The organism is Sodalis sp. RH19 (assembly GCF_047324215.1).
Classification (GTDB): Bacteria; Pseudomonadota; Gammaproteobacteria; order Enterobacterales; family Enterobacteriaceae; genus Acerihabitans.
This window is the reverse complement of record NZ_CP178734.1, coordinates 1-24,985: the sequence shown is the minus strand read 5'-3', so window position 1 is coordinate 24,985 and position 24,985 is coordinate 1. Positions and strand designations below refer to the sequence as shown.

Sequence of the window (24,985 nt, the reverse complement as noted above, 5' to 3'; positions counted from 1 at the left end):
GCCGATCATGTTATCTGCGCAACCGCTGCTGGTGTACTTTTCCAGCAGCTCGGAAAATACGCATCGGTTTGTCGGCAAGTTAACGCTGCCGGCGCTGCGCATTCCCCTGGCGACCAGCCAGAAACTGCAGGTGGACCGGCCCTATATCCTGATAGTGCCGAGCTATGGCGGCGGCAGCCAGCACGGCGCCGTGCCGCCCCAGGCCATCCGCTTTCTTAACGATGCAACTAACCGTTCCTGGCTCCGCGGCGTCATCGGTGCCGGTAACCGTAACTTTGGCGCAGCCTTCTGTCTGGCGGGCGATATTATCGCCAGGAAATGCCAGGTGCCGTTCCTTGATCGCGTTGAGCTATTGGGTACGGCGGAAGACGTGGCGCGGGTACGTATGGGAGTAACCACATTTTGGCAACAGCAGAACTGAACATCACTCAACCCGGTCCGGCGCTGGCGGATTATCATGCCCTGAACGCCATGCTCAATCTCTATGACGAGCACGGCAATATTCAGTTCGATAAGGACCGGCAGGCCGTCGAGCGCTATTTCGAGCAGCACGTGGTGCCCAACACCCGGCGGTTTCCCTCCCTGGCCGCCCGGCTGCGCTATCTGGTGGATGAGGGTTACTACGAGGCGCAGGTACTGGCCCCCTACTCCCAGGACACCCTGGAGGCATTGTTCCGGCAGGCCGACGCGCGCCAGTTCCGTTTCCAGACGTTTATGGGCGCGCTGAAATTCTATACCAGCTATACCCTGAAATCATTTGACGGCAAACAGTATCTGGAGCGCTTCGAGGACCGGGTATGCATGGTGGCGCTGACGCTTGCCGCCGGCGACGGCGCCCTGGCGTCCAGGCTGGTGGATGAAATGCTGTCGGGACGTTTCCAGCCCGCGACCCCCACCTTTCTCAACTGCGGCAAACAGCAACGCGGGGAGTATGTCTCCTGTTTCCTGCTGCGCATCGAGGATAATATGGAATCCATCGGCCGCTCGGTCAACGCGGCGCTGCAGTTGTCCAAACGCGGCGGCGGCGTAGCCTTTATGCTCACCAACCTGCGCGAGGCCGGGGCGCCGATCAAGCGTATCGAAAACCAGTCGTCCGGCGTTATTCCGGTGATGAAAATGCTGGAGGACGCCTTTTCCTACGCCAACCAGCTTGGCGCGCGCCAGGGCGCCGGCGCCGTCTACCTGCATGCCCATCATCCGGACATCATGCGTTTCCTCGATACCAAACGGGAAAACGCCGATGAAAAAATCCGTATCAAAACCCTGTCGCTGGGCGTGGTCATTCCGGATGTCACCTTCGAGCTGGCGCGCGACAATAAGCCGATGTACCTGTTCTCGCCCTACGACGTCGAGCGGATTTACGGCCAGCCTTTTTCGCAACTCAGCATCAGTGAAAAATACCATGAGATGGCGGCCGACCCCCGCATCCGCAAGACCAGCATCGACGCCCGGCAGTTTTTCCAGACGCTGGCGGAAATCCAGTTTGAGTCGGGTTATCCCTATATGGTGTTCGAGGATACGGTAAACCGCGCCAATCCCATCAAAGGCCGCATCAATATGAGCAATCTGTGCTCGGAGATCCTGCAGGTCAACAGCGCGACTGAATATAACGAGGATCTCAGCTACCGGCAGGTCGGCCATGATATCTCCTGCAACCTGGGCTCGCTGAATATCGCCCGCGCCATGGACGAACCGGATCTGGGCAATACGGTGGAAACCGCCGTGCGCGCCCTGACCGCCGTATCCGACATGAGCCGGATAAATTCTGTGCCCTCCATCGTCAAAGGCAACGACGCCTCCCATGCCATCGGCCTTGGGCAAATGAACCTGCACGGCTTTCTGGCGCGCGAGCATATTTACTACGGCTCGGAGGAAGGCGTGGATTTTACCGATATGTACTTTTACGCCGTCACCTACCATGCGGTGCGGGCGTCAAACCGCCTGGCCATCGAACGGGGTGTGACCTTCGCGGGTTTCGCCGACTCCCGTTATGCCAGCGGAGACTACTTTACGCCCTATGTCGAACGGCAATGGCGGCCTAAAACCGAACGGGTGCGGGCGCTGTTCGCCCAGGCCGGCATCGCCCTGCCCACCCGCGAGGATTGGCTGGCGCTGCGCGCGTCGGTGATGGCGCATGGACTCTACAACCAGAACCTGCAGGCGGTGCCGCCGACCGGCTCCATTTCCTATATCAATCATTCCACATCCAGCATCCATCCGATTGTCTCGCGCATCGAGATCCGCAAAGAGGGTAAAACCGGCCGGGTCTATTATCCGGCGCCCTTTATGGACAACGATAACCTGCACTATTACCAGGACGCATATGAAATCGGGCCGGAAAAAATCATCGATACCTACGCCGCCGCCACGCGCCATGTCGATCAGGGCCTGTCGCTGACGCTGTTTTTCCGGGATACCGCCACCACCCGCGATATCAACAAGGCGCAAATCTACGCCTGGAAAAAAGGCATCAAGACGCTGTACTACATACGTATCCGCCAGTTGGCGCTGGAAGGCACTGAAGTCGCCGGCTGCGTCTCGTGCGCGCTGTAACGGTAAAGGAGACTATCACCATGACCACCGCTCAACCGATCTCCCGCGTCCAGGCGGTAAACTGGAACCGGATTGAAGACGATAAGGATCTGGAGGTGTGGAACCGCCTGACCGCGAATTTCTGGCTGCCGGAAAAATTACCGCTGTCCAATGATATCCCCTCGTGGTCGACATTATCCGCGCAGGAACAGGAACTGACCATCCGGGTATTTACCGGGCTGACATTGCTGGATACGGTGCAAAATACCGTCGGCGCGCCGGCATTAATGGCCGATGCGGTAACGCCGCACGAGGAAGCGGTATTCTCCAATATCAGCTTTATGGAGGCGGTGCATGCGCGCTCCTACAGTTCGATATTTTCCACGCTGTGCGCCATGCCGGAGGTGGATGCGGCATACCGCTGGAGCGAGCAGAACGAAGCCTTACAAAATAAAGCGGCCATTATTCTGCGTCATTACCGCCATGACGATCCGCTGACGAAAAAAGTCGCCAGCGTCTTTCTGGAGTCCTTTCTATTTTATTCCGGTTTTTACCTGCCGATGTATTATTCCAGCCGGGCAAAACTCACTAATACCGCCGACCTGATCCGGTTAATTATCCGTGATGAAGCGGTGCACGGTTATTATATCGGCTATAAATTCCAGCGTGCGCTGGAACGGGCCACGCCCGAGCGGCGCGAGCAGATCAAGACCTTTACCTACGACCTGCTGCAGGACCTGTATGAGAACGAACTGCTTTACAGCGCGCAGCTGTATGACGGGGTCGGCTGGACAGCGGACGTTACGGCATTTTTGCATTACAATGCCAATAAAGCCTTGATGAACCTGGGTTATGAAGCATTATTCCCGGCATCGATGACCAACGTCAATCCGGAAATCCTATCCGCGCTGTCGCCCAACGCCGACGAAAACCACGATTTTTTCTCCGGTTCCGGGTCGTCTTATGTGATGGGCCGCGCGGTCAATACCGAGGACGAGGACTGGGCCTTTTAATCTCCCCGGCGCGCAGGAGCTATTTTTCCGCGCCCGGTAAGAGACTATTTCCGCTGATAACGGCTTACCCATGCCGTTATTTATTATAAATTCCGCCATCCCGATTTAATTGTTTCCCTCCCATGGGAGGGAATTATATATCCAGGGTTCATCCCCGCGGTTCCCTGCGTATCACCTGCCCCACACGACCTATCGTCTTTTCTGCCGTAAAATTATTCACTCTTAGCCCTTGACGCATGAAATTCACGCCAAAACCGTGCCTGTGCATTAAAAAAATTCGCAAGACTGTTTATTTCCCTAAGCCCTTGTCACGTTTAGCCGAAATGGCTGAAACGATAGCGGCTCAAGGACGGGATATTCAACTGGATTAGGCCTTGGGGGTTGTCTCAAATGCTCAGTATGTTAGGGTATACAGCGTTTTTATTTTGGCAGGACCCTTAAATATATTAGAAAACCATACGGGAATTTGATAATTGCATGGCTGTTAAACTTGAAGTAAAAAACCTCTATAAAATATTCGGCGAGCATCCCGAACGGGCATTTAAGCTAATTCAGGCAGGGCACGATAAGGATACCCTATTCGCCAAGACCGGTCTGACGGTGGGCGTGAAAGATGCCAGTCTGGCCATTGAAGAAGGCGAGATATTCGTCATCATGGGATTATCCGGTTCCGGTAAATCCACCATGGTACGCCTTCTCAATCGTCTGATAGAACCGACCCGCGGCGAGGTGCTGATCGACGGCGTCGATATCGCCCGGATATCCGACAACGCCCTGCGCGAGGTGCGGCGAAAAAAAATCAGCATGGTGTTCCAGTCCTTTGCGCTGATGCCGCATCTGAACGTGCTGGACAATACCGCGTTTGGCATGATGCTGGCCGGCATACCGGCGCAGGAACGCCACGCCAAGGCGCTGGAAGCCTTGACGCAGGTGGGGCTGGATAAGCATGCGTTGTCCTGGCCCGACGAGCTGTCGGGCGGCATGCGCCAACGCGTCGGCCTGGCGCGGGCGCTGGCGAACGACCCCGATATCCTGCTGATGGATGAGGCTTTTTCGGCGCTCGACCCGTTAATCCGCGCCGAAATGCAGGACGAATTGGTGAAGCTGCAATCCCGCCATCAGCGCACCATCGTATTTATCTCCCATGATCTCGACGAAGCGATGCGCATCGGCGACCGCATCGCCATCATGCAGGGCGGCGTGGTGGTGCAGGTGGGCACGCCGGATGAAATTCTCAACAATCCGGCCAACGACTATGTGCGCACGTTCTTTCGCGGCGTAGACGTCAGCCATGTTTTCAGCGCCAAGGATATCGCGCGCCGTCGTCCGGTAACGCTTATCCGCAAGACGCCGGGGTTCGGCCCCCGCTCCGCCCTTAAGCTGCTGCAGGATGAAGACCGCGATTTCGGTTATGTCCTGGAGCGCGGCCAGAAATTTATCGGCGTGGTGTCCATCGATTCGCTGAAAGCCGCCCTTGCGGCCAATCTTCCCCTGGAACAGGCGCTGCTCGAGAGCCCCGTGCCCGTGCCGGGAGATATGCCGCTCAGCGAGCTGATCTCCACCGTCGCCCAGGCGCCTTGCGCCGTACCGGTGGTCGGCGAGGAGAATCAATATATCGGCATTATTTCCAAGGGCATGTTGCTACAGGCATTAGACAAAGAAGGGGCGACCAATGAGTAAGCCAACCACCGATCCATGGGGCGGCGCGCAGGCCGCGCCCGCAGCCGACGCCAGCCAGGCCCAGTCCGCCGCGCCGCAGTCCGCCGATCCCTGGGGCGGGGCCGCCGCGCAGCAGCATGACGCCGTCGCGCAGACCGCCCCCGCCAACGGAGCGGGCAGCGCCTCCGACGCCTGGGGCAATACCGCCACGCCTCCCGCCGACGGCGCCGGGGCGCACACCGCCCAGCAGGGCGCCGACTGGCTCAACAGCGGGCCGGCTCCCGCGCCTGAGCATTTTAATCTGCTGGATCCGTTTCACACTACCCTGATCCCGCTCGATACCTGGGTCACCCACGGCATCGATTGGGTGGTGCTGCATTTCCGGCCGTTGTTCCAGGGTATCCGCGTGCCGGTGGATATCATCCTCGGCGGCTTCCAGCATCTGTTGCTGGGCATGCCCGCCCCGGTGGCCATCCTGGTGTTCGCCCTGCTGGCCTGGCAGATGTCGAGCCTGGGCATGGGCATCGCCACCCTGGTCTCGCTGGCGATTATCGGCGCCATCGGCGCCTGGGCGCAGGCCATGGTCACGCTGGCGCTGGTGCTCACCTCGCTGTTTTTCTGCGTGGTGATAGGCCTGCCGCTGGGCATTTGGCTGGCGCGCAGCGATGGCGCGGCCAAAATCATCCGCCCATTGCTGGACGCCATGCAGACCACGCCGGCGTTCGTCTACCTGGTGCCCATCGTCATGCTGTTCGGCATCGGCAATGTGCCGGGGGTGGTGGTGACCATTATCTTCGCCCTGCCGCCGGTGGTGCGCCTGACCATCCTGGGTATCAAACAGGTGCCGGAAGACCTGATAGAAGCCGCCGAATCGTTCGGCGCCAGCCCCGGCCAGCTGCTGTTCAAAGTACAGTTGCCGCTGGCGATGCCGACCATCATGGCCGGGATTAACCAGACGCTGATGCTGGCGCTCTCGATGGTGGTCATCGCCTCGATGATTGCCGTCGGCGGCCTGGGCCAGATGGTCCTGCGCGGCATCGGCCGCCTGGATATGGGGCTTGCCACCATCGGCGGGGTCGGCATCGTGATACTGGCCATAATCCTCGATCGTCTGACGCAATCCCTGGGACGCGACAGCCGCAGCCGCGGCAACCGCCGCTGGTACGCCGCCGGTCCCCTGGGCCTGTTCACCCGCCCGTTTGCCAAAAAAGCCTGACCCTTTGCCGGGCGCGGGCTCCCCGCCCCCGGCGTCTGACAGTTAAAATACATGATGAAAATCAACGAGAAGGATATTCCATGCATCACACCGGAATCTGGGCGTTAGCGCTCACCGCGGCGCTTGCCGCGCCACTCTCTTTTGCCGCCGATCTGCCGGGCAAGGGCGTGCAGGTGCAGCCCCTGCAAAGCACGATATCCGAAGAGACGTTCCAAACGCTGCTGGTCAACAAAGCGCTGGAAAAGCTGGGCTACGATGTCAAATCGAGCCGTGAGGTGGATTATAACGTCGCCTATACTTCCATCGCCTCCGGCGACGCTACCTTTATGGCGGTTAACTGGGATCCCCTGCACGCGGACCAGTATCAGGCGGCCGGCGGCGACGCCAGGTTCTATCGCCAGGGCAACTATGTCGAGGGCGCGGCCCAGGGCTACCTGATCGACAAAAAGACCGCCGATCAATACCATATCAAAACCATCGATCAGCTTAAGGATCCCAAGCTGGCTAAACTGTTCGACGCCAACGGCGACGGCAAGGCCGATTTGACCGGCTGCACCCCAGGCTGGGGCTGCGAGGCGGTGATCAACCACCAGATCCAGGCCTACGGCCTGGCCGATACCGTGGAGCACAACCAGGGCAACTACGCGGCCATCATTGCCGACACCATGGCGCGCTTCAAGGAAGGCAAGCCGATCCTGTATTATACCTGGACGCCCTATTGGGTCAGCGACGTGCTGGTTCCGGGCCGGGACGTGGTATGGCTGCAGGTGCCGTTCTCTTCCCTGCCCGGCAAGCAGAAGGACATCAGTACCAAACTGCCCAACGGCGCCGACTATGGCTTCCCGGTAAACACCATGCGTATCGTCGCCAATAAAGAGTGGGCCAAGGCCAATCCCGCGGCGGCGAAACTGTTCGCCATCATGCGTCTGCCCATTAGCGATGTGAACGCGCAGAACCTGCGTATGCATGAGGGCCAGGCCTCGGAGGCGGATATCGAACGCCACGCCAACGGCTGGATTGCCGCGCACCAGGCGGTATTCGACGGCTGGATAAGCGCCGCCACGGCCGCCGCCGCTAAATGATACGGCGTCTTCGCGCCCGTTTATGGCGCGAAAACAGGTCACGTTAACCGACGGGGGGCATTCGCCCCTCGTTTTTTTGGCGCTTATGGGGAATAATAGCCCCCCGATTGGTAAACAGACTCACCAATGAAAACAAAAACAGATCACCCAAGTTTAAGTCCGGCGCTGATTATTATCATGGCTATCGCCACCGGATTGTCGGTCGCGAGTAATTATTACGCGCAACCCCTGCTGGACACCATTGCCCAGTCGTATCACCTGTCGGTGAACCAGGCCGGGTTTATCGTCACCGCCGCCCAGCTGGGTTATGCCTGCGGCCTGATGTTTATCGTGCCGCTGGGGGATAAGTTCGAACGGCGCGGCATGATAGTGGTCATGACGCTGCTGGCCGCCGCCGGTATGCTGGTCACCGCCTCGGCCGGCAGCCTGTGGCTGATGATAGCCGGCACGGCGCTGACCGGTCTATTCTCGGTAGTGGCGCAGATCCTGGTGCCGCTGGCGGCGACGCTTGCCGATCCGGCGAAGCGGGGCAAAGTGGTCGGTATGATCATGACCGGTCTGCTGCTGGGTATCCTGCTGGCGCGTACCGTCGCCGGCGCCCTGGCAAGCTTCGGCGGCTGGCGCACCGTGTACTGGTTCGCCAGCGCGCTGATGGTGGTCATGGCGCTGATACTGTGGTTCGCCCTGCCGCGTTATAAACAGTATTCCGATCTGAATTACCCGCAGCTGCTGGCCTCCATCCTGCGCATGTATGTCACCACGCCGGTGCTGCGCACCCGCGCGCTGATAGGCTGCGTGACCTTTGCCAGCTTCAGCAACCTGTGGACTTCCATGGCGTTCCTGCTGGCCGCGCCGCCGTTTTTTTACTCCGAGGCTAAAATCGGCCTGTTCGGCCTGGCGGGCGCCGCCGGCGCCCTGGCCGCATCCAGGGCCGGGCATCTGGCCGACCGGGGCAAGGCAAAAATCACCACCCGCTATGGCCTGCTGCTGCTCCTGGTCTCCTGGGCCTTTATCTGGTACGGCCAGCATCAGGTGATGGCGCTTATCGCCGGCATCGTCGTGCTGGATCTGGCGGTGCAGGGCGTGCATATCACCAACCAGAGCGTCATTTACCGCCGCATGCCGCAAGCGCGTAACCGTCTCACCTCCGGCTATATGACCAGCTATTTTATCGGCGGCGCCCTGGGCTCGCTGATTTCCGCCTCGGCCTACCAGATGGCCGGCTGGACCGGCGTATGCGTCGCCGGCGGGGCGCTGGGCGTGCTCAACCTGCTGTTATGGTGGCGTGGCCAGCATCATGAGGACAGCGGCGTAGCGGCCGCCTGAGGGCGTCGCACGGCGGGATGACTGTCGCGGCGTTCCGGAGGGCGATAGTCGCCGGAAGTGTCGCCATGGGAGATACGCACATGGACGCAAGCCAGGATCACCTGCCGGCGGCCCCAGGGACGCCGGCCACCTTTCGCGAGGGCATCAAGGACAGCCTGCCCATCGTCATCGGCTACCTGCCGGTGGCGTTCGCTTTTGGCCTGAACGCGGTTAAGCTGGGCTTTACGCCGCTCGAAAGCCTCTTCATTTCCTGCGTTATCTATGCCGGCGCCAGCCAGTTCGTGATAACCACCCTGCTCAGCGCCGGGATATCGCTGTGGGTCGCGGCGTTGACCGTCATGGCCATGGATGTGCGCCATCTGCTGTACGGCCCGGCGCTGCGTCACCGTATTCCCGGCGCCCTGTCGCGGCGCGCCACGGCGCTATGGGCCTTCGGCCTGACCGATGAGGTGTTTGCCGCGGCCATCGCCAAACTGATTAAGGATAACCGCCGCTGGTCGGAACGCTGGATGATAAGCGTCGCGGTCTGTTCGTGGCTATCCTGGGTCGTCGGCACCGCCGTCGGCGCGCTGTCGGGCAACGGCCCGCTGAACGACTACCCGGCGGTTGAGGCCGCGCTGTCCTTCATGCTGCCGGCGCTGTTCCTCAGTTTCCTGTTGGCGTCATTTCAGCGCCGGCAAAGCCTGGTATTGGCCGCGGCGCTGGCCGGCGCGCTGGCCGGGCTGCTGCTGCTGTCGATTCCGATGGCGATCCTGGCCGGCATCGGCGGCGGATGCCTGGGGGCCTTGCTGGGCCCGGCGCGCGCCGCCAGGGAGGAAAAATAAATGCATACCAGCGTGATTATCATCGGTTTGGTGGTCGGCGCGGCGAATTATCTGTTCCGTTACCTGCCGCTGCGTTTTGGCGGCGGGCGTAAATCAGCCGGCCCCGCCGGCGCCTGGGCCGGACGTCTTTTGGACGGCATAGGTTTGGCCTCCATATGCGCGCTACTGGTGGTCTCCAGTGTGCCGGAGGTGCTGCGCGCGCCGGCGAAACTACTGCCTACCCTGGCGGGTTTCGCGGTATTGGCGGCCTGTTTTTACCGCACCCGCAGCATCGTCATCGCCACCCTGGCCGGGGCGCTGTGCTTTGGCTTGGTATATAAATTAGTCATGCCCTAATCTATAGCTCTCTAAACTTTTCAGGACGACAATATTTACTTGAGTGATTACATTAGTTATTATATCCATAGAAACTAATGAGGCATAAATCATCATGGACAGTTCCTTCACCCCCATTGAGCAAATGTTGGCGCAACGCGCTAAGCAGCGTCCCGAGTTTCCCTACCAGGAAATCCTGCTGACCCGGCTATGCATGCATATGCAGGGTAAATTGCTGGAAAACAGAAACCGCATGCTGAAAGCCCAGGGCATCAATGAAACGTTGTTTATGGCCCTGCTGACCCTGGAGTCCCAGGAAAATCACAGTATCCAGCCCTCTGAACTCAGTTCCGCCCTGGGATCGTCGCGCACCAACGCCACCCGCATCGCGGATGAGCTGGAAAAACGGGGCTGGATTGTGCGTAAAGAGAGTGAGAACGATCGCCGCTGCCTGCATTTGCAGCTGACCGACGCCGGCGAAAACTTTCTTAATAATCTCTTGCCGCCGCAGCATAAGTGCCTGGTAACGCTCTGGTCTACCCTCAATACCGACGAGCAGAAGCAGCTTGAAACGCTCACGCGCAAGCTGCTGGCCAAACTGGACGAATTAATTGTCGAAGACGAAATAGCCTGACCTGCGCGCGCGATTATGGCTCACCTCCCTGTGAGCCTCCCTGCGCGTCAATGAGTGCGGCGTTTTTGTCCCTGCGCGCTTCGCGTTATTCTTTTTGCCCGGCAAACCCGCCGCACACTCAAGCGTGGTTTTGCCGCCACCACTCCGCCAGCAGTATGCCGGTAGCCACCGACACGTTCAGGCTTTCCACCCGCCCGGTACCGCCGATGGAAATCGCCAGATCCGCCTGTTCCACGATGGCGTCGGACAACCCTGCCCGCTCCTGGCCTATCACCAGCACCATCTTCGCCGGCATATTGATCCGGCCAAGCGACGCGCCTTTGTGGCTCGAGGTGGTGACGATGGTATAACCCGCCTGGCGGAAACGGTCCAAATCGCCGAATAAATCATCGGTATGTATGGCGCTGATATGCTCCGCGCCACCTTCGGCGGTACGTACCGCGGCGCCGGACTCCAGCGCCGCGCTGTCGCTGGTCATGACGCCTTTCACGCCAAAATGCGCGCAGCTGCGCAACATTGCGCCGAGGTTATGGGGATTGGAGACATCCTCAAGCGCCAGCACGCAATCCTTATCCAGGGCTTTATCAAGATAGGTAACGGCATCCAGGCCGATGCGCTTTTTAATCAGGAAACAGACGCCGCCGTGATGATCGGTGCCGGATGCCAGCGCCAGCTCGTCCTCTTCCACCACATGGTAGGCTTTGCGATTGGCGGCCATCCAGCGCAGGGCGTCGCGAAAGCGCGGCGTAACGGATTGCACGAACCAGGCGCGCACGATGGAATCGGGACGGCTTTTGAATAAGGCCTGGCAGGCATTTTCGCCGTAAACCCGGGTTTCTTCCGCCCGCTGGCGCCGCAGCTGTTCGGGGTCGATCAGGCTTTTACCGCTGATGCCGCCGTGATCGGCCACCGCGGGGGTCTCATCGTTTTGGTACAGGGTCTTCCAGGGGGAGTCCGGCGCGGTGGAAGGTCTGTCCCTGCGGGGCGCGTCGCCGCGGCGGGCATCACCGCGGGGCGCGTCACCACGACGGGCGTTACCCCGGGGCGCGTCGCCACGGCGGGCGTCACCACGGGGCGCGTCACCACGACGGGCGTCACCGCGGGGCGCGTCACCACGGCGGTCATCACCGCGGGGCGCGTCGCCGCGGCGGGCATCGCCCCGGGGCGCATCGCGGCCCGGCTGGGGTGGACGAGAAGGACGACGAGGCTGCTCTTCTTCTTCTTTGCGCACGTACATAACACGGACCTTGCCGTTTTTACCCTTTAATGAATCGCTCATTTGTCTCTCCACCCATATGCTGGGCGCGAAGATTACCTGATCTTGTCTTTTTTAGCTACCGGGTAGAGGTAAAAGCCAGCAACTATCGAAGCCATCGGATAAATCATTTTGTACCTTCACATTTCTTTCACCATACTTCAGAACATCATTTCGATAAAGCGTGGATCTCATCGCCCGGCCGCCCTGTTGCCGGTTTAACCTCCACCCATAAGAGGCAATTGTATGAATACAGTATGTGCATCCTGTCTGGCCACCAACCGGCTGCCGGAACAGAAGGTCAACGACGGCGCGAAATGCGGCCGTTGCGGCGAGGCGCTGCTGGACGGCAAAGTGGTGCATGCCACCACCGACTCCCTCGATAAGCTGCTGCAAGACGATCTGCCGGTGGTGGTCGACTTCTGGGCGCCCTGGTGCGGCCCCTGCGTCGGCTTCGCGCCGATTTTCGAGGCGGTTGCCGCGGAGCGCCGCGGCTCGGTACGTTTCCTGAAGGTGAATACCGAAGCGGAGCCCCAGTTAAGCACCCGTTTCGGCATCCGCAGCATTCCCACCATCATGGTGTTCAGGCACGGTAAAATGGTGGATTCGCTGCACGGCGCCATGCCCAAAGGGCCGTTTGAAGAGTGGCTGGACGAAGGCCTGTCCATTCCGAGCCCGTCTTAAGCGGCCGCCGCCGGGCCACCCCCACATGCTGTGGCGGCGGGTGGCCCGGCGCGGCGCGACACTGCGTTTCCCGACAGCTCCGTCGGTAAATAGTTGTCCGCTTTCCCCGCCCGCTCCGGTAAACTCTCTCTTTTCTTGCGGGCTTCCCATGACAAACAACGCCGTGCTGGCGCTACGCCAATATCGTCTCGATCGCGCCACCCGGCCGTACCGCGCGCGCGGTTGCCGGGTCGTGCGCTGCGAACACTGCCTGCTGCCGCAGCCCGTTTGCCTGTGCGATCGCATTGTCCCCATGACGTCGGTCAGCCGTTTCTGCCTGATCATGTTTGACTCCGAGCCCCTGAAACCCAGCAATACCGGACGCCTGATCGCCGATATCTTGCCGGATACCCAGGCTTTTCTCTGGTCGCGCACCGAGCCGGATACGGCACTGCTATCGGCTATTGCCGACCCCGCCCGCCAGCCTTATGTGGTATTCCCGGCGCACAACGTCGCCCCGGACCGGCGCGTGGTGCCGCAAATCGATGCCTGCGGCAAGCCGCCGTTGTTTATTCTGCTTGACGGCACCTGGTCCGAGGCCGGCAAGATGTTTCGCAAAAGCCCCTATTTGGCGAATTTTCCGATATTATCCCTTAACCTGGCTACCGTCTCCGCCTATCGTCTGCGGGAAGCGCACGGCGAAGGCCACCACTGCACCGCCGAGGTGGCCGCCACCCTGCTGCGCCAGACGGGGGACGCGGCGGCGGCGGATCGCCTGGGCGCGCATTTTGCGCTGTTTCGCAGCCGCTACCTATTGGGTAAATCGCACCATAACACCGCGCAAATATCTTCCGCCATCACAACACCCCGGCCTTAATGCGCTTACACTTGTCGGATGCGGCTGGACTGGATAGGAGACCACCGATGAGTCAACGAGGTTTGGAAGCGCTGCTAAGACCAAAATCCATCGCCGTGCTGGGGGCGTCCGACAAGCCGGGCCGGGCCGGGAACCTGATGATGCGTAATCTGCTGAACGGCGGGTTCGGCGGCCCGATATTGCCGGTAACGCCGCGCTATCCCGCGGTATGCGGCGTTTTAAGCTATCCGGACGTGGCGAGCCTGCCCCTGGCGCCGGACCTGGCGATCCTGTGCACCCGCGCCAGCCGCAATCCCGGTTTGCTCGACGACCTCGGCAGGCTGGGTTGCAAAACGGCGATTATCCTCTCAGCGCCACCGGCCCAGTTTACCGAGCTGAAAGCCTGCGCCGCCCGTCACGGCATGCGTCTGCTCGGGCCGAATAGCCTGGGGGTACTGGCGCCGTGGCAAGGATTGAACGCCAGTTTTTCCCCGGTGCCCATCCATAAAGGCAAGCTGGCGTTTATCTCCCAGTCCGCCGCGGTATCCAATACCGTGCTGGACTGGGCGCAGCAGCGCGAAATCGGGTTTTCCTATTTTATCGCGCTCGGCGACAGTATCGATATCGATGTGGACGATGTGCTTGATTTCCTGGCGCGCGACGGCAAAACCAGCGCCATTTTACTGCACCTGGAGCACCTCAGCGACGCCAGGCGCTTTCTGTCGGCCGCCCGGGGCGCCGCGCGCAACAAGCCTATACTGGTCATCAAAAGCGGGCGCAGCCCGCAGGCGCAGCGCCTGTTGAACTATCCCCAGGGAAGGGATGCCGCCTACGACGCCGCAATCCAGCGTGCCGGGCTGCTGCGGGTGCGCGATACCCACGAATTATTTTCAGCGGTGGAAACCCTAAGCCATATGCGCCCGTTGCGCGGTGAACGGCTGATGATCGTCAGCAACGGCATTGCCCCGGCCGCCCTGGCGCTGGATGAGCTGCTCAGCCGTCATGGCAAGCTGGCGACGTTGAGCACCGCGACCCGTCAGGCCCTGCAGGCGGTATTGCCGGAGGGCCTGCCCGCCGCCAACCCGCTTGATTTGGCGGACGACGCCACTCCGGCCCGCTATCGCGCCGCCCTGACGGCGCTGCTTGACAGCACCGACTACGACGCGCTGCTGATTATCCACGCGCCCAGCGCCGCCGCCCCCAGCAGCGAGACGGCGCAGCAGGTTATCGAGCTGGCCAAGCTTCACCCCCGCGGCCGGCAGGTCACCCTGCTGACCAACTGGAGCGGCGAATTTTCCTCCCGGGAGGCCAGACGCCTGTTCACGGAGGCGGGGCTACCCACCTATCGCACCCCTGAAGGCGTGGTCACCGCTTTTATGCATATGGCGGAATACCGGCGCAATCAAAAGCAATTGATGGAAACACCGGCCCTGCCGGTCGGCCTGACGGTGGATACCGCCCAGGCGCACGCCCTGATCCGCCAGGCGTTGGAACAGGGCATTACCCGGCTGGCGACCCACGAGGTGCGCCCCATTATCGAGGCTTATGGCTTAACCACCCTGCCCACCTGGATCGCCGGCGACACCGCCGAGGCCGTCGCCGTTGCCGACCGTATTGGTTACCCTGTGGCGCTGAAGCTGCGCTCGCCGGACATCCCCCATAAATCCGAGGTCCAGGGCGTGATGCTGTCGCTGCGCAATGCGCAGGAAGTTGCCCAGGCGGCCAACGCCATGGCGGAACGCGTGGCGCAAACCTTTCCTCAGGCGCGCATCGAGGGCATGTTGGTACAAAGCATGGCCAGCCGGGCCGGCACCCAGGAACTGCGCATCCTGGTCGAACAGGATCCGGTGTTCGGCCCGCTAATCCTGCTGGGTGAAAGCGGGCATGAATGGCGACAGGCCGACCAAACGGCGGTAGCCCTGCCGCCGCTTAATATGACGCTGGCGCAGAATATGGTGCGCCAGGGCCTGAAAAAAGGCGCTATCCGCACCCATAGTCCGCTCTATTCGCTGGATATTGTCGCGTTAAGCCGCCTGTTGGTGCAGGTCTCCAACCTGCTGCTCGACTGCCCGGAAATCGTCCATCTGGATATCCATCCGCTGCTGGCCTGCGGCGGCGATATGACGGTGCTGGATGTCAGCCTTGAACTGGCCGAACGCCCGGGCGACCCCGAGGCACGCCTGGCGATCCGTCCTTATCCGCAGGCGCTGGAATCGGTGGTCACGCTGAAAAACGGCGAGCAATGCCTGTTCAGGCCCATCCTGCCCGAAGACGAACCGCTGCTAAAGCAGTTTATCGGCGCGGTCACGCCGGAAGATCTTTATTATCGTTACTTCAGTGAGATCACAGAATTTACCCATGAAGATTTGGCTTATATGACCCAAATCGACTACGATCGAGAAATGGCGTTTGTCGCGATCAGACAAAACGACGCGGGAAACACCATTATCGGCGTCACGCGCGTTTTTTCCGACCCGGACAATACCGAGGCCGAGTTTTCGGTACTGGTCAGGTCCGATCTCAAAAAAATGGGCTTAGGCCGCCTGCTGCTGCAAAAAATGATTGCCTACGCCCGCGATCACGGGCTCAGACGCTTGAACGCCATCACCATGCCCAGCAACCACGGCATGATTTCACTGGCAAAAAAACTGGGATTTACCGTCGATCTGCAGTTGGAAGACGGCATTGTCGCGCTATCGCTGTCGCTTGCGGGCGAAACCCGGCAACCACCCCCGGTCTAACATCAAGCGCGCATCAACCTGCGGCGAAACATAGCCACAATGGAGAAAAGTAATGTTATTATGGCCGATTCCACACATTTGTGTTTTTGCATATGGTCATTCCACCATACGATGACAAGAGAAGAAGCGCACTGTGATGTTGTCAAACTTTAGACGTACCAAACACCAACAACACCTTGCACAACTGCCCAAAATTCCCCAGACGGTTGCTGACGTACAAACGCTGTACAGTCCTGAAGATTTCCGTATCGCCTTGCTTAACGCCATTGCGGGTGCCAAGAAGCGTATTTATCTGGTGGCGCTGTATCTTGAGCAGGATGAAGGTGGCGAGGCTGTGCTCTCGGCCCTCTACCAGGCCCGCGAGCTGCGGCCGGAGCTTGAGATCTGTGTGCTGGTCGACTGGCATCGCGCGCAGCGTGGGCGCATAGGCGCGGCGGCGGTAAACACCAACGCCGACTGGTATTGCCGCATGGCGCAGGATCATCCCGGCACGTCGGTACCGGTGTACGGCGTTCCGGTCAATACCCGCGAAGCCCTGGGCGTATTGCATCTCAAAGGCTTCATTATCGACGATACCGTTATTTACAGCGGCGCCAGCCTGAACGATGTCTACCTGCATCAGTTGGATAAATACCGCTACGATCGTTATCAACTGATCCACAACCCTCAGCTTGCCGAGTGCATGCTGGGTTATATTAAGCGGCACCTGCTGACGGCGCCCGCGGTCAACCGGCTGGATAATCCAAATCGTCCCAAAAGTATTGAAATCAAAAACGATACGCGCATGTTCCGCCAGTCTTTGCGCGATGCCGATTATGCCTGCAACGGCTCGGCCGGCGATGACGAACTGACCATCACGCCCCTGGTGGGATTAGGCAAGCAAAGTCCGCTGAATAAAACCATTCATCACCTGATGTCATGCGCCGACAGTAAACTGACCCTGTGCACCCCCTATTTTAATATGCCGGCGCTGCTGGTGCGCAATATCATTTCTCTGCTGCGCCAGAACAGGCAGGTGGAAATCATCGTCGGCGATAAAACGGCCAATGATTTTTATATTCCCGAAGATCAGCCGTTTAAGATTATCGGCGCCTTGCCCTATTTATATGAAATCAACCTGCGCCGTTTTCTCGGAAGGTTGCAGCGTTATGTGGACAATGGGCAACTGGTGGTCAGGTTATGGAAAGACGGCGATAATACCTATCACCTCAAAGGCATGTGGGTTGACGACGAATGGCAATTATTGACCGGCAATAACCTTAATCCCCGCGCCTGGCGCCTGGATCTGGAAAACGCGCTGTTGATCCACGACCCGAAGGGCGAACTGCGCGCGCAGCGCGAGCATGAACTCGAACTTATCCGTACCCATACCATTTCGGTCACGCATTATACCGAGTTGCAAGGTATCGGCGACTATCCGGTCAAAGTACGCAAGCTGATCCGCCGGCTGCGGCGTATCCGTATCGATCGCCTTATCAGCCGTATTTTATAGATTCGCCCTTGGGCACACAGGAATGTCATTCCGGCATCATCGCGGTTTTCCACCGGCGGCCTCCTTGAAATGACCCGCCGGAGACAAACCGGCGCCGTCGGTTCAGGGATGCCGTAGTGTCCGCCAGGCCGACGGTTTGAACCAGCGGAACGCAACCATGTCAAAAAGCCCCAGGCAGCCATTTCATCACGTCAGTCATCTCGCTTGTCGCACGGTTATTATTCTTCCGCTGATTTTTTGCAGCGCCTGCGCCCATATGGCGCAGGACAACTGGACAGGGCGCGATAAAACAGCGCATTTTATTTCTTCCGCCACACTGGCCTATGCGGGTAGCGCGGTGGCGGAACACCAAAATGCCTCCCCGGCCCGCAGCCGCAATATCGGGTTTGCCTTCGCCCTTTCGCTGGGCGCGCTGAAGGAAACGTTCGACAGCCGCGCCGCCGGCAGCGGCTGGAGCTGGAAGGACTTCGCCTGGGATGTGGCGGGGGCTTCGGCGGGTTATAGTCTGTATTATCTCAATAAATGATTAACTAAAATAACTGTATACTCAATAACCGAGGATATTGCCGTATGCTAACAGGCCAAGACGTTGCATCTGGACCTGTTCCCAGCAATTTTCGTCTGCGCGGAGCGCAAATTAAGACTTCTATTATGATAAGTTCATATTTGGATTAATCCGCAGGGAGGCATTGATGTCGCGACATGAAACGCCAGACAATTTACCTGGCGAAAATCATGATAAAATACGTGTCCGGTTGGCCAAGATCACGGATATCGATACTATTTTTGCTATTCGCTTAAGCGTAAGAGAGAACCAGATCTCACGCGCTCGGCTTACGGAAATGGGAATTACTGCTGTTGCCATCAGGGACGCGATTCTTGCCTCCCCCTGCGTCTGGATTGCCGAGATAGGGCAAATTCCTGCTGGTTTTTCTATGGCCTGCACCGCTGAAGCAAGCGTATTTGCCCTGTTCATACGCCCTGAATTTGAAGGGCTTGGACTAGGCCGCGTTCTGCTGGCCAACGCCGAATCCCATCTTTTCAAGCACCATCAAAAAATATGGCTGGTAACAGACGGCAACAGCCGCGCCAGCGGTTTTTATCGCCAGCTCGGGTGGCACCCTAAGGAATACTTAGCGGATGGTGATATTCGATTTGAGAAGTCAGTTTAATGTCTATTATACATTCAAATTACCTCGCCACGGTAAACTAAGCGCTTTCCAGATCACCGTGGGCCGTCGCCTGCGGCTCCGTTCCACCGGCGTTGCCGGGGGTCCTACTCTCTTACTCGAGTAGCGAACCGCCAGGGTTACGCACATGAAAAAGCCCTCTGTTTTCTTTGAGGGCTTCGTCAATGGGATGCCTGGCAGTGGATGCCTGACTGCGTCAGGCACCCTGCGGGCCGTCGCCTGCGGCTCCGTTCCACCGGCGTTGCCGGTGGTCCTACTCTCTTACTCGAGTAGCGAACCGCCAGGGTTACGGACATGAAAAAGCCCTCTGTTCTCACAGAGGGCTTCGTCAATTGGATGCCTGGCAGTTGATGTCCGCCTGCGGCGGCCACCCTTCGGGCCGCCGCAAGCGGCGTTCAACAGGCTCCGCCTGTTGTCCTACTCTCTTACTCGAGTAGCGAACCGCCAGGGTTACGCACATGAAAAAGCCCTCTGTTTGCACAGAGGGCTTCGTCAATTGGATGCCTGGCAGTTCCCTACTCTCGCATGGGGAGACCCCACACTACCATCGGCGCTACGGCGTTTCACTGCTGAGTTCGGCATGGGGTCAGGTGGGACCACCGCGCTAGTGCCGCCAGGCAAATTCGTTACCAACCGTCATCCTGCTTCTGATGACCATCGGCCTTTATCCGGAACTTCGCTGAAAATTCTCTCGTCGCCCCTCGGGGCGACGCTCTCTTTGCGTCAAACACTTTAGGTGTTGTAAGGTTAAGCCTCACGGGTCATTAGTATCGGTTAGCTCAACGCATCGCTGCGCTTACACACCCGACCTATCAACGTCATCGTCTTTAACGTCCCTTCAGGTGGCTTAAAGCCACAGGGAAGACTCATCTCGAGGCAAGTTTCCCGCTTAGATGCTTTCAGCGGTTATCTCTTCCGCACGTAGCTACCGGGCAATGCCATTGGCATGACAACCCGAACACCAGTGGTGCGTCCACTCCGGTCCTCTCGTACTAGGAGCAGCCCCTCTCAATCTTCCAACGCCCACGGCAGATAGGGACCGAACTGTCTCACGACGTTCTAAACCCAGCTCGCGTACCACTTTAAATGGCGAACAGCCATACCCTTGGGACCTACTTCAGCCCCAGGATGTGATGAGCCGACATCGAGGTGCCAAACACCGCCGTCGATATGAACTCTTGGGCGGTATCAGCCTGTTATCCCCGGAGTACCTTTTATCCGTTGAGCGATGGCCCTTCCATTCAGAACCACCGGATCACTAAGACCTGCTTTCGCACCTGCTCGAGCCGTCACTCTCGCAGTCAAGCTAGCTTATGCCTTTGCACTAACCTCACGATGTCCGACCGTGATTAGCTAACCTTCGTGCTCCTCCGTTACTCTTTAGGAGGAGACCGCCCCAGTCAAACTACCCACCAGACACTGTCCTCGACCCGGATTACGGGCCGGAGTTAGAACATCAAACATTAAAGGGTGGTATTTCAAGGTTGGCTCCATGCAGACTGGCGTCCACACTTCAAAGCCTCCCACCTATCCTACACATCAAGGCTCAATGTTCAGTGTCAAGCTATAGTAAAGGTTCACGGGGTCTTTCCGTCTTGCCGCGGGTACACTGCATCTTCACAGCGAGTTCAATTTCACTGAGTCTCGGGTGGAGACAGCCTGGCCATCATTACGCCATTCGTGCAGGTCGGAACTTACCCGACAAGGAATTTCGCTACCTTAGGACCGTTATAGTTACGGCCGCCGTTTACCGGGGCTTCGATCAAGAGCTTCTCCTTACGGATAACCCCATCAATTAACCTTCCGGCACCGGGCAGGCGTCACACCGTATACGTCCACTTTCGTGTTTGCACAGTGCTGTGTTTTTAATAAACAGTTGCAGCCAGCTGGTATCTGCGACTGGCTTCAGCTCGGGGAGCAAGTCCCTCCACCTAATGCCAGCGTGCCTTCTCCCGAAGTTACGGCACCATTTTGCCTAGTTCCTTCACCCGAGTTCTCTCAAGCGCCTTGGTATTCTCTACCTGACCACCTGTGTCGGTTTGGGGTACGATTCGATGTGACCTGGAGCTTAGAGGCTTTTCCTGGAAGCGTAGCATCAATTCCTTCACCACCGTAGTGGCTCGTTATCACGCCTCAGTGTTGAATGAAAAAGCGGATTTACCTGCTTTTTCCACCTTCACGCTTAAACCGGGACAACCGTCGCCCGGCGAACCTAGCTTTCTCCGTCCCCCCTTCGCAGTCACACCCAGTACAGGAATATTAACCTGTTTCCCATCGACTACGCCTTTCGGCCTCGCCTTAGGGGTCGACTCACCCTGCCCCGATTAACGTTGGACAGGAACCCTTGGTCTTCCGGCGAGCGGGCTTTTCACCCGCTTTATCGTTACTTATGTCAGCATTCGCACTTCTGATACCTCCAGCAGCCCTCACAGGCCACCTTCGCAGGCTTACAGAACGCTCCCCTACCCAACGGACATATCCTTAAGTCAACTCGACGTGATGAACGCATTGACGTCGCTGCGCTCCGTCAATCGTTTTCCGTACAATTGTCTTAAGTGATATGTCCGCTGCCGCAGCTTCGGTGCATGGTTTAGCCCCGTTACATCTTCCGCGCAGGCCGACTCGACCAGTGAGCTATTACGCTTTCTTTAAATGATGGCTGCTTCTAAGCCAACATCCTGGCTGTCTGTGCCTTCCCACATCGTTTCCCACTTAACCATGACTTTGGGACCTTAGCTGGCGGTCTGGGTTGTTTCCCTCTTCACGACGGACGTTAGCACCCGCCGTGTGTCTCCCGTGGTAACATTCTTCGGTATTCGCAGTTTGCATCGGGTTGGTAATCCGGGGTGGACCCCTAGCCGAAACAGTGCTCTACCCCCGAAGATGAATTCACGAGGCGCTACCTAAATAGCTTTCGGGGAGAACCAGCTATCTCCCGGTTTGATTGGCCTTTCACCCCCAGCCACAAGTCATCCGCTAATTTTTCAACATTAGTCGGTTCGGTCCTCCAGTTAGTGTTACCCAACCTTCAACCTGCCCATGGCTAGATCACCGGGTTTCGGGTCTATACCCTGCAACTTAACGCCCAGTTAAGACTCGGTTTCCCTACGGCTCCCCTATTCGGTTAACCTTGCTACAGAATATAAGTCGCTGACCCATTATACAAAAGGTACGCAGTCACCCTGATAAATCAAGGCTCCCACTGCTTGTACGTACACGGTTTCAGGTTCTATTTCACTCCCCTCGCCGGGGTTCTTTTCGCCTTTCCCTCACGGTACTGGTTCACTATCGGTCAGTCAGGAGTATTTAGCCTTGGAGGATGGTCCCCCCATCTTCAGACAGGATATCACGTGTCCCGCCCTACTCATCGAGCTCACAGCACTTGCACCTTCGGATACGGGGCTATCACCCTGTGTTGCCGGACTTTCCAGACCGTTCTCCTGATGCAGGCGCTGATGGTGACTCTGGGCTGTTCCCCGTTCGCTCGCCGCTACTAGGGGAATCTCGGTTGATTTCTTTTCCTCGGGGTACTGAGATGTTTCAGTTCCCCCGGTTCGCCTCAATACGCTATGGATTCACGTAATGATAGTGCAACGAATTGCACTGGGTTTCCCCATTCGGACATCGCCGGCTGATAGCGCTTCATATCAGCTCACCGGCGCATTTCGCGGATTAGCACGTCCTTCATCGCCTCTGACTGCCTAGGCATCCACCGTGTACGCTTATTCACTTAACCTCACAACCCTAAAGTGTCTTCGGAATGGCTGCGAAAGGTCCCTGCCGGTGTTGCGCGGTGCTCGCCATGCTCATGGACATACAGTCCACTCCGCTGGCTGCGCGCCGTGCGCCTTGGCCGGGACTTTCTCGCTCATCCCTCAACAAGGTCACCATCGACACGGCGACCTTATTAGGTTTGCTTGCTTTGAGAGAATCGCATACTGATTTTGCTCAGCATGTTTTTTTTCAAATTTTCAGCTTGTTCCGGATTGTTAAAGAGCATGTATTTCGCAGCATACTCATAAGAGTGTGCTCTGAAATAGACAGCGGGATATGGCGTCCCCTAGGGGGTTCGAACCCCTGTTACCGCCGTGAAAGGGCAGTGTCCTAGGCCACTAGACGAAGGGGACACGGAAAATGCTTGCAACGCGCCGCGTTGCTTTTCCGTGTAAGGCGAAACTTTCATTAATGAAAGTAAGCGACCTCTTTCTAGTCGAACAACGCATCGCGTTGCTCTCCTATCATCGGACGATGCCTTGCACGTGCGAAGCCGGGCTTCACGTGTAAACCATACGAGCTGTTTGCTCATTACAGTTATCAGACAATCTGTGTGGACACTTCACATTACGTATCTTTCGGTAAGGAGGTGATCCAACCGCAGGTTCCCCTACGGTTACCTTGTTACGACTTCACCCCAGTCATGAATCACAAAGTGGTAAGCGCCCTCCCGAAGGTTAAGCTACCTACTTCTTTTGCAACCCACTCCCATGGTGTGACGGGCGGTGTGTACAAGGCCCGGGAACGTATTCACCGTGGCATTCTGATCCACGATTACTAGCGATTCCGACTTCATGGAGTCGAGTTGCAGACTCCAATCCGGACTACGACGCACTTTGTGAGGTCCGCTTACTCTCGCGAGTTCGCTTCTCTTTGTATGCGCCATTGTAGCACGTGTGTAGCCCTACTCGTAAGGGCCATGATGACTTGACGTCATCCCCACCTTCCTCCGGTTTGTCACCGGCAGTCTCCTTTGAGTTCCCGACATTACTCGCTGGCAACAAAGGATAAGGGTTGCGCTCGTTGCGGGACTTAACCCAACATTTCACAACACGAGCTGACGACAGCCATGCAGCACCTGTCTCAGAGTTCCCGAAGGCACAACCTCATCTCTGAAGTCTTCTCTGGATGTCAAGAGTAGGTAAGGTTCTTCGCGTTGCATCGAATTAAACCACATGCTCCACCGCTTGTGCGGGCCCCCGTCAATTCATTTGAGTTTTAACCTTGCGGCCGTACTCCCCAGGCGGTCGATTTAACGCGTTAGCTCCGAAAGCCACGGCTCAAGGCCACAACCTTCAAATCGACATCGTTTACAGCGTGGACTACCAGGGTATCTAATCCTGTTTGCTCCCCACGCTTTCGTACCTGAGCGTCAGTCTTCGTCCAGGGGGCCGCCTTCGCCACCGGTATTCCTCCAGATCTCTACGCATTTCACCGCTACACCTGGAATTCTACCCCCCTCTACGAGACTCTAGCCTGCCAGTTTCAAATGCAGTTCCCGGGTTAAGCCCGGGGATTTCACATCTGACTTAACAGACCGCCTGCGTACGCTTTACGCCCAGTAATTCCGATTAACGCTCGCACCCTCCGTATTACCGCGGCTGCTGGCACGGAGTTAGCCGGTGCTTCTTCTGCGGGTAACGTCAATCAACAAGGTTATTAACCTTATCGCCTTCCTCCCCGCTGAAAGTGCTTTACAACCCGAAGGCCTTCTTCACACACGCGGCATGGCTGCATCAGGCTTGCGCCCATTGTGCAATATTCCCCACTGCTGCCTCCCGTAGGAGTCTGGACCGTGTCTCAGTTCCAGTGTGGCTGGTCATCCTCTCAGACCAGCTAGGGATCGTCGCCTAGGTGAGCCATTACCTCACCTACTAGCTAATCCCATCTGGGTTCATCCGATGGCGTGAGGCCCGAAGGTCCCCCACTTTGGTCTTGCGACGTTATGCGGTATTAGCTACCGTTTCCAGTAGTTATCCCCCACCATCAGGCAGATCCCCAGACATTACTCACCCGTCCGCCGCTCGCCGGCAAAGTAGCAAGCTACTTTCCGCTGCCGCTCGACTTGCATGTGTTAGGCCTGCCGCCAGCGTTCAATCTGAGCCATGATCAAACTCTTCAATTAAAAGCTTGATGCTCAAAGATTGTCATACTGTTAATCTTATGAATTAACTGTTTGTTCACTCTTCAAGACTTGGTATTTTTGTGTTTCGATACGGTCTTGTGAGTGCCCACACAGATTGTCTGATAAATTGTTAAAGAGCAGTGCGCCGCTGTAATCAGTCTGGCGCGAGGTGGCGTATATTACGCTTTCCTCTTTCAGTGTCAAGCCCGTTCGGCCTGTCTTCTGACTCGTTTCCGGTAGAGTGTGATACTGCTCACGTTACCGGTCGATGGAGGCGCATTATAGGGG

The 24,985-nt window shown here is 58.0% G+C and carries 17 protein-coding genes, 1 tRNA gene and 3 rRNA genes; 16 read left to right on the top strand and 5 right to left on the bottom strand.

Going from position 1 to position 24,985, the window contains the following annotated elements; all coding sequences use genetic code 11:
- Positions 1–7: 7 nt before the first annotated feature.
- From nrdI to mprA, 10 genes are all read left to right on the top strand, one after another.
- Positions 8–421, top strand: a complete 414-nt coding sequence (gene nrdI / locus ACL2XF_RS00105) for a class Ib ribonucleoside-diphosphate reductase assembly flavoprotein NrdI (RefSeq protein ID WP_413727770.1) — start codon at positions 8–10, stop codon at positions 419–421.
- Positions 403–2,553 carry a class 1b ribonucleoside-diphosphate reductase subunit alpha gene (gene nrdE / locus ACL2XF_RS00100; RefSeq protein WP_413727769.1) on the top strand — a complete coding sequence of 717 codons (2,151 nt, stop codon included), beginning with the start codon at positions 403–405 and terminating at the stop codon, positions 2,551–2,553. The genes nrdI and nrdE overlap by 19 nt, the downstream gene beginning before the upstream one ends.
- A 20-nt stretch (positions 2,554–2,573) precedes the next feature.
- A complete protein-coding gene (gene nrdF / locus ACL2XF_RS00095) occupies positions 2,574–3,545 on the top strand; it encodes a class 1b ribonucleoside-diphosphate reductase subunit beta (RefSeq protein WP_410013758.1) in 972 nt (323 codons plus the stop codon).
- A gap of 477 nt (positions 3,546–4,022) precedes the next feature.
- Positions 4,023–5,225, top strand: coding sequence for a glycine betaine/L-proline ABC transporter ATP-binding protein ProV (gene proV, locus ACL2XF_RS00090; protein ID WP_410013757.1), 1,203 nt, complete (start codon positions 4,023–4,025; stop codon positions 5,223–5,225).
- On the top strand, positions 5,218–6,420 hold the full coding sequence (gene proW, locus ACL2XF_RS00085) for a glycine betaine/L-proline ABC transporter permease ProW (protein WP_413727768.1): 1,203 nt from the start codon (positions 5,218–5,220) through the stop codon (positions 6,418–6,420). Before proV ends, proW begins: the two co-directional genes overlap by 8 nt.
- Positions 6,421–6,500: 80 nt before the next feature.
- Positions 6,501–7,502, top strand: a complete 1,002-nt coding sequence (gene proX / locus ACL2XF_RS00080) for a glycine betaine/L-proline ABC transporter substrate-binding protein ProX (protein ID WP_413721315.1) — start codon at positions 6,501–6,503, stop codon at positions 7,500–7,502.
- Between the two features lie 126 nt (positions 7,503–7,628).
- Entirely contained in the window at positions 7,629–8,828 is a 1,200-nt protein-coding gene (locus tag ACL2XF_RS00075; protein ID WP_413721316.1) for an MFS transporter, read from the top strand.
- 80 nt (positions 8,829–8,908) lie between these two features.
- On the top strand, positions 8,909–9,652 hold the full coding sequence (locus tag ACL2XF_RS00070; RefSeq protein ID WP_410016739.1) for an AzlC family ABC transporter permease: 744 nt from the start codon (positions 8,909–8,911) through the stop codon (positions 9,650–9,652).
- On the top strand, positions 9,653–9,988 hold the full coding sequence (gene ygaH / locus ACL2XF_RS00065) for an L-valine transporter subunit YgaH (RefSeq protein ID WP_410013753.1): 336 nt from the start codon (positions 9,653–9,655) through the stop codon (positions 9,986–9,988).
- A gap of 94 nt (positions 9,989–10,082) precedes the next feature.
- Positions 10,083–10,601: a transcriptional repressor MprA gene (mprA, locus tag ACL2XF_RS00060; RefSeq protein ID WP_413727767.1), complete on the top strand. Its 519-nt coding sequence runs from the start codon at positions 10,083–10,085 to the stop codon at positions 10,599–10,601.
- A gap of 118 nt (positions 10,602–10,719) precedes the next feature.
- Here the strand turns inward: mprA and ACL2XF_RS00055 are convergent, their stop codons facing one another.
- Positions 10,720–11,880 (bottom strand): tRNA/rRNA methyltransferase, encoded by a 1,161-nt coding sequence (locus ACL2XF_RS00055; RefSeq protein WP_413727766.1) that lies wholly within the window; start codon positions 11,878–11,880, stop codon positions 10,720–10,722.
- A 222-nt stretch (positions 11,881–12,102) separates the two neighbouring features.
- On the opposite strand from ACL2XF_RS00055, the gene trxC reads away from it, so the two are divergent.
- The 6 genes from trxC (at position 12,103) to ACL2XF_RS00025 (ending at position 18,780) form a co-directional block, all read left to right on the top strand.
- On the top strand, positions 12,103–12,540 hold the full coding sequence (gene trxC / locus ACL2XF_RS00050; RefSeq protein WP_410013750.1) for a thioredoxin TrxC: 438 nt from the start codon (positions 12,103–12,105) through the stop codon (positions 12,538–12,540).
- A gap of 148 nt (positions 12,541–12,688) precedes the next feature.
- Positions 12,689–13,396: a tRNA-uridine aminocarboxypropyltransferase gene (locus tag ACL2XF_RS00045; RefSeq protein WP_413727765.1), complete on the top strand. Its 708-nt coding sequence runs from the start codon at positions 12,689–12,691 to the stop codon at positions 13,394–13,396.
- A gap of 47 nt (positions 13,397–13,443) precedes the next feature.
- Entirely contained in the window at positions 13,444–16,116 is a 2,673-nt protein-coding gene (locus ACL2XF_RS00040) for a bifunctional acetate--CoA ligase family protein/GNAT family N-acetyltransferase (protein WP_410013748.1), read from the top strand.
- Between the two features lie 136 nt (positions 16,117–16,252).
- Positions 16,253–17,608, top strand: coding sequence for a CDP-diacylglycerol--serine O-phosphatidyltransferase (gene pssA, locus ACL2XF_RS00035; protein WP_413727764.1), 1,356 nt, complete (start codon positions 16,253–16,255; stop codon positions 17,606–17,608).
- A gap of 157 nt (positions 17,609–17,765) precedes the next feature.
- Positions 17,766–18,134, top strand: a complete 369-nt coding sequence (locus ACL2XF_RS00030) for a YfiM family lipoprotein (protein ID WP_410013746.1) — start codon at positions 17,766–17,768, stop codon at positions 18,132–18,134.
- Between the two features lie 166 nt (positions 18,135–18,300).
- Positions 18,301–18,780: a GNAT family N-acetyltransferase gene (locus ACL2XF_RS00025; protein ID WP_413727763.1), complete on the top strand. Its 480-nt coding sequence runs from the start codon at positions 18,301–18,303 to the stop codon at positions 18,778–18,780.
- A 520-nt stretch (positions 18,781–19,300) separates the two neighbouring features.
- On the opposite strand, the gene rrf is transcribed toward ACL2XF_RS00025, so the two are convergent.
- The 4 genes from rrf to ACL2XF_RS00005 form a co-directional block, all read right to left on the bottom strand.
- Positions 19,301–19,416: ribosomal RNA gene (rrf, locus tag ACL2XF_RS00020) — 5S ribosomal RNA — on the bottom strand.
- A 125-nt stretch (positions 19,417–19,541) separates the two neighbouring features.
- Positions 19,542–22,534, bottom strand: a 23S ribosomal RNA gene (locus tag ACL2XF_RS00015).
- A 315-nt stretch (positions 22,535–22,849) separates the two neighbouring features.
- Positions 22,850–22,925 (bottom strand) — tRNA-Glu (locus tag ACL2XF_RS00010).
- Positions 22,926–23,154: 229 nt separating this feature from the next.
- Positions 23,155–24,697 (bottom strand): 16S ribosomal RNA (locus ACL2XF_RS00005).
- The 16S, 23S and 5S rRNA genes sit together here with 1 tRNA gene alongside, the layout of an rRNA operon.
- Between the last annotated feature and the right edge of the window lie 288 nt (positions 24,698–24,985).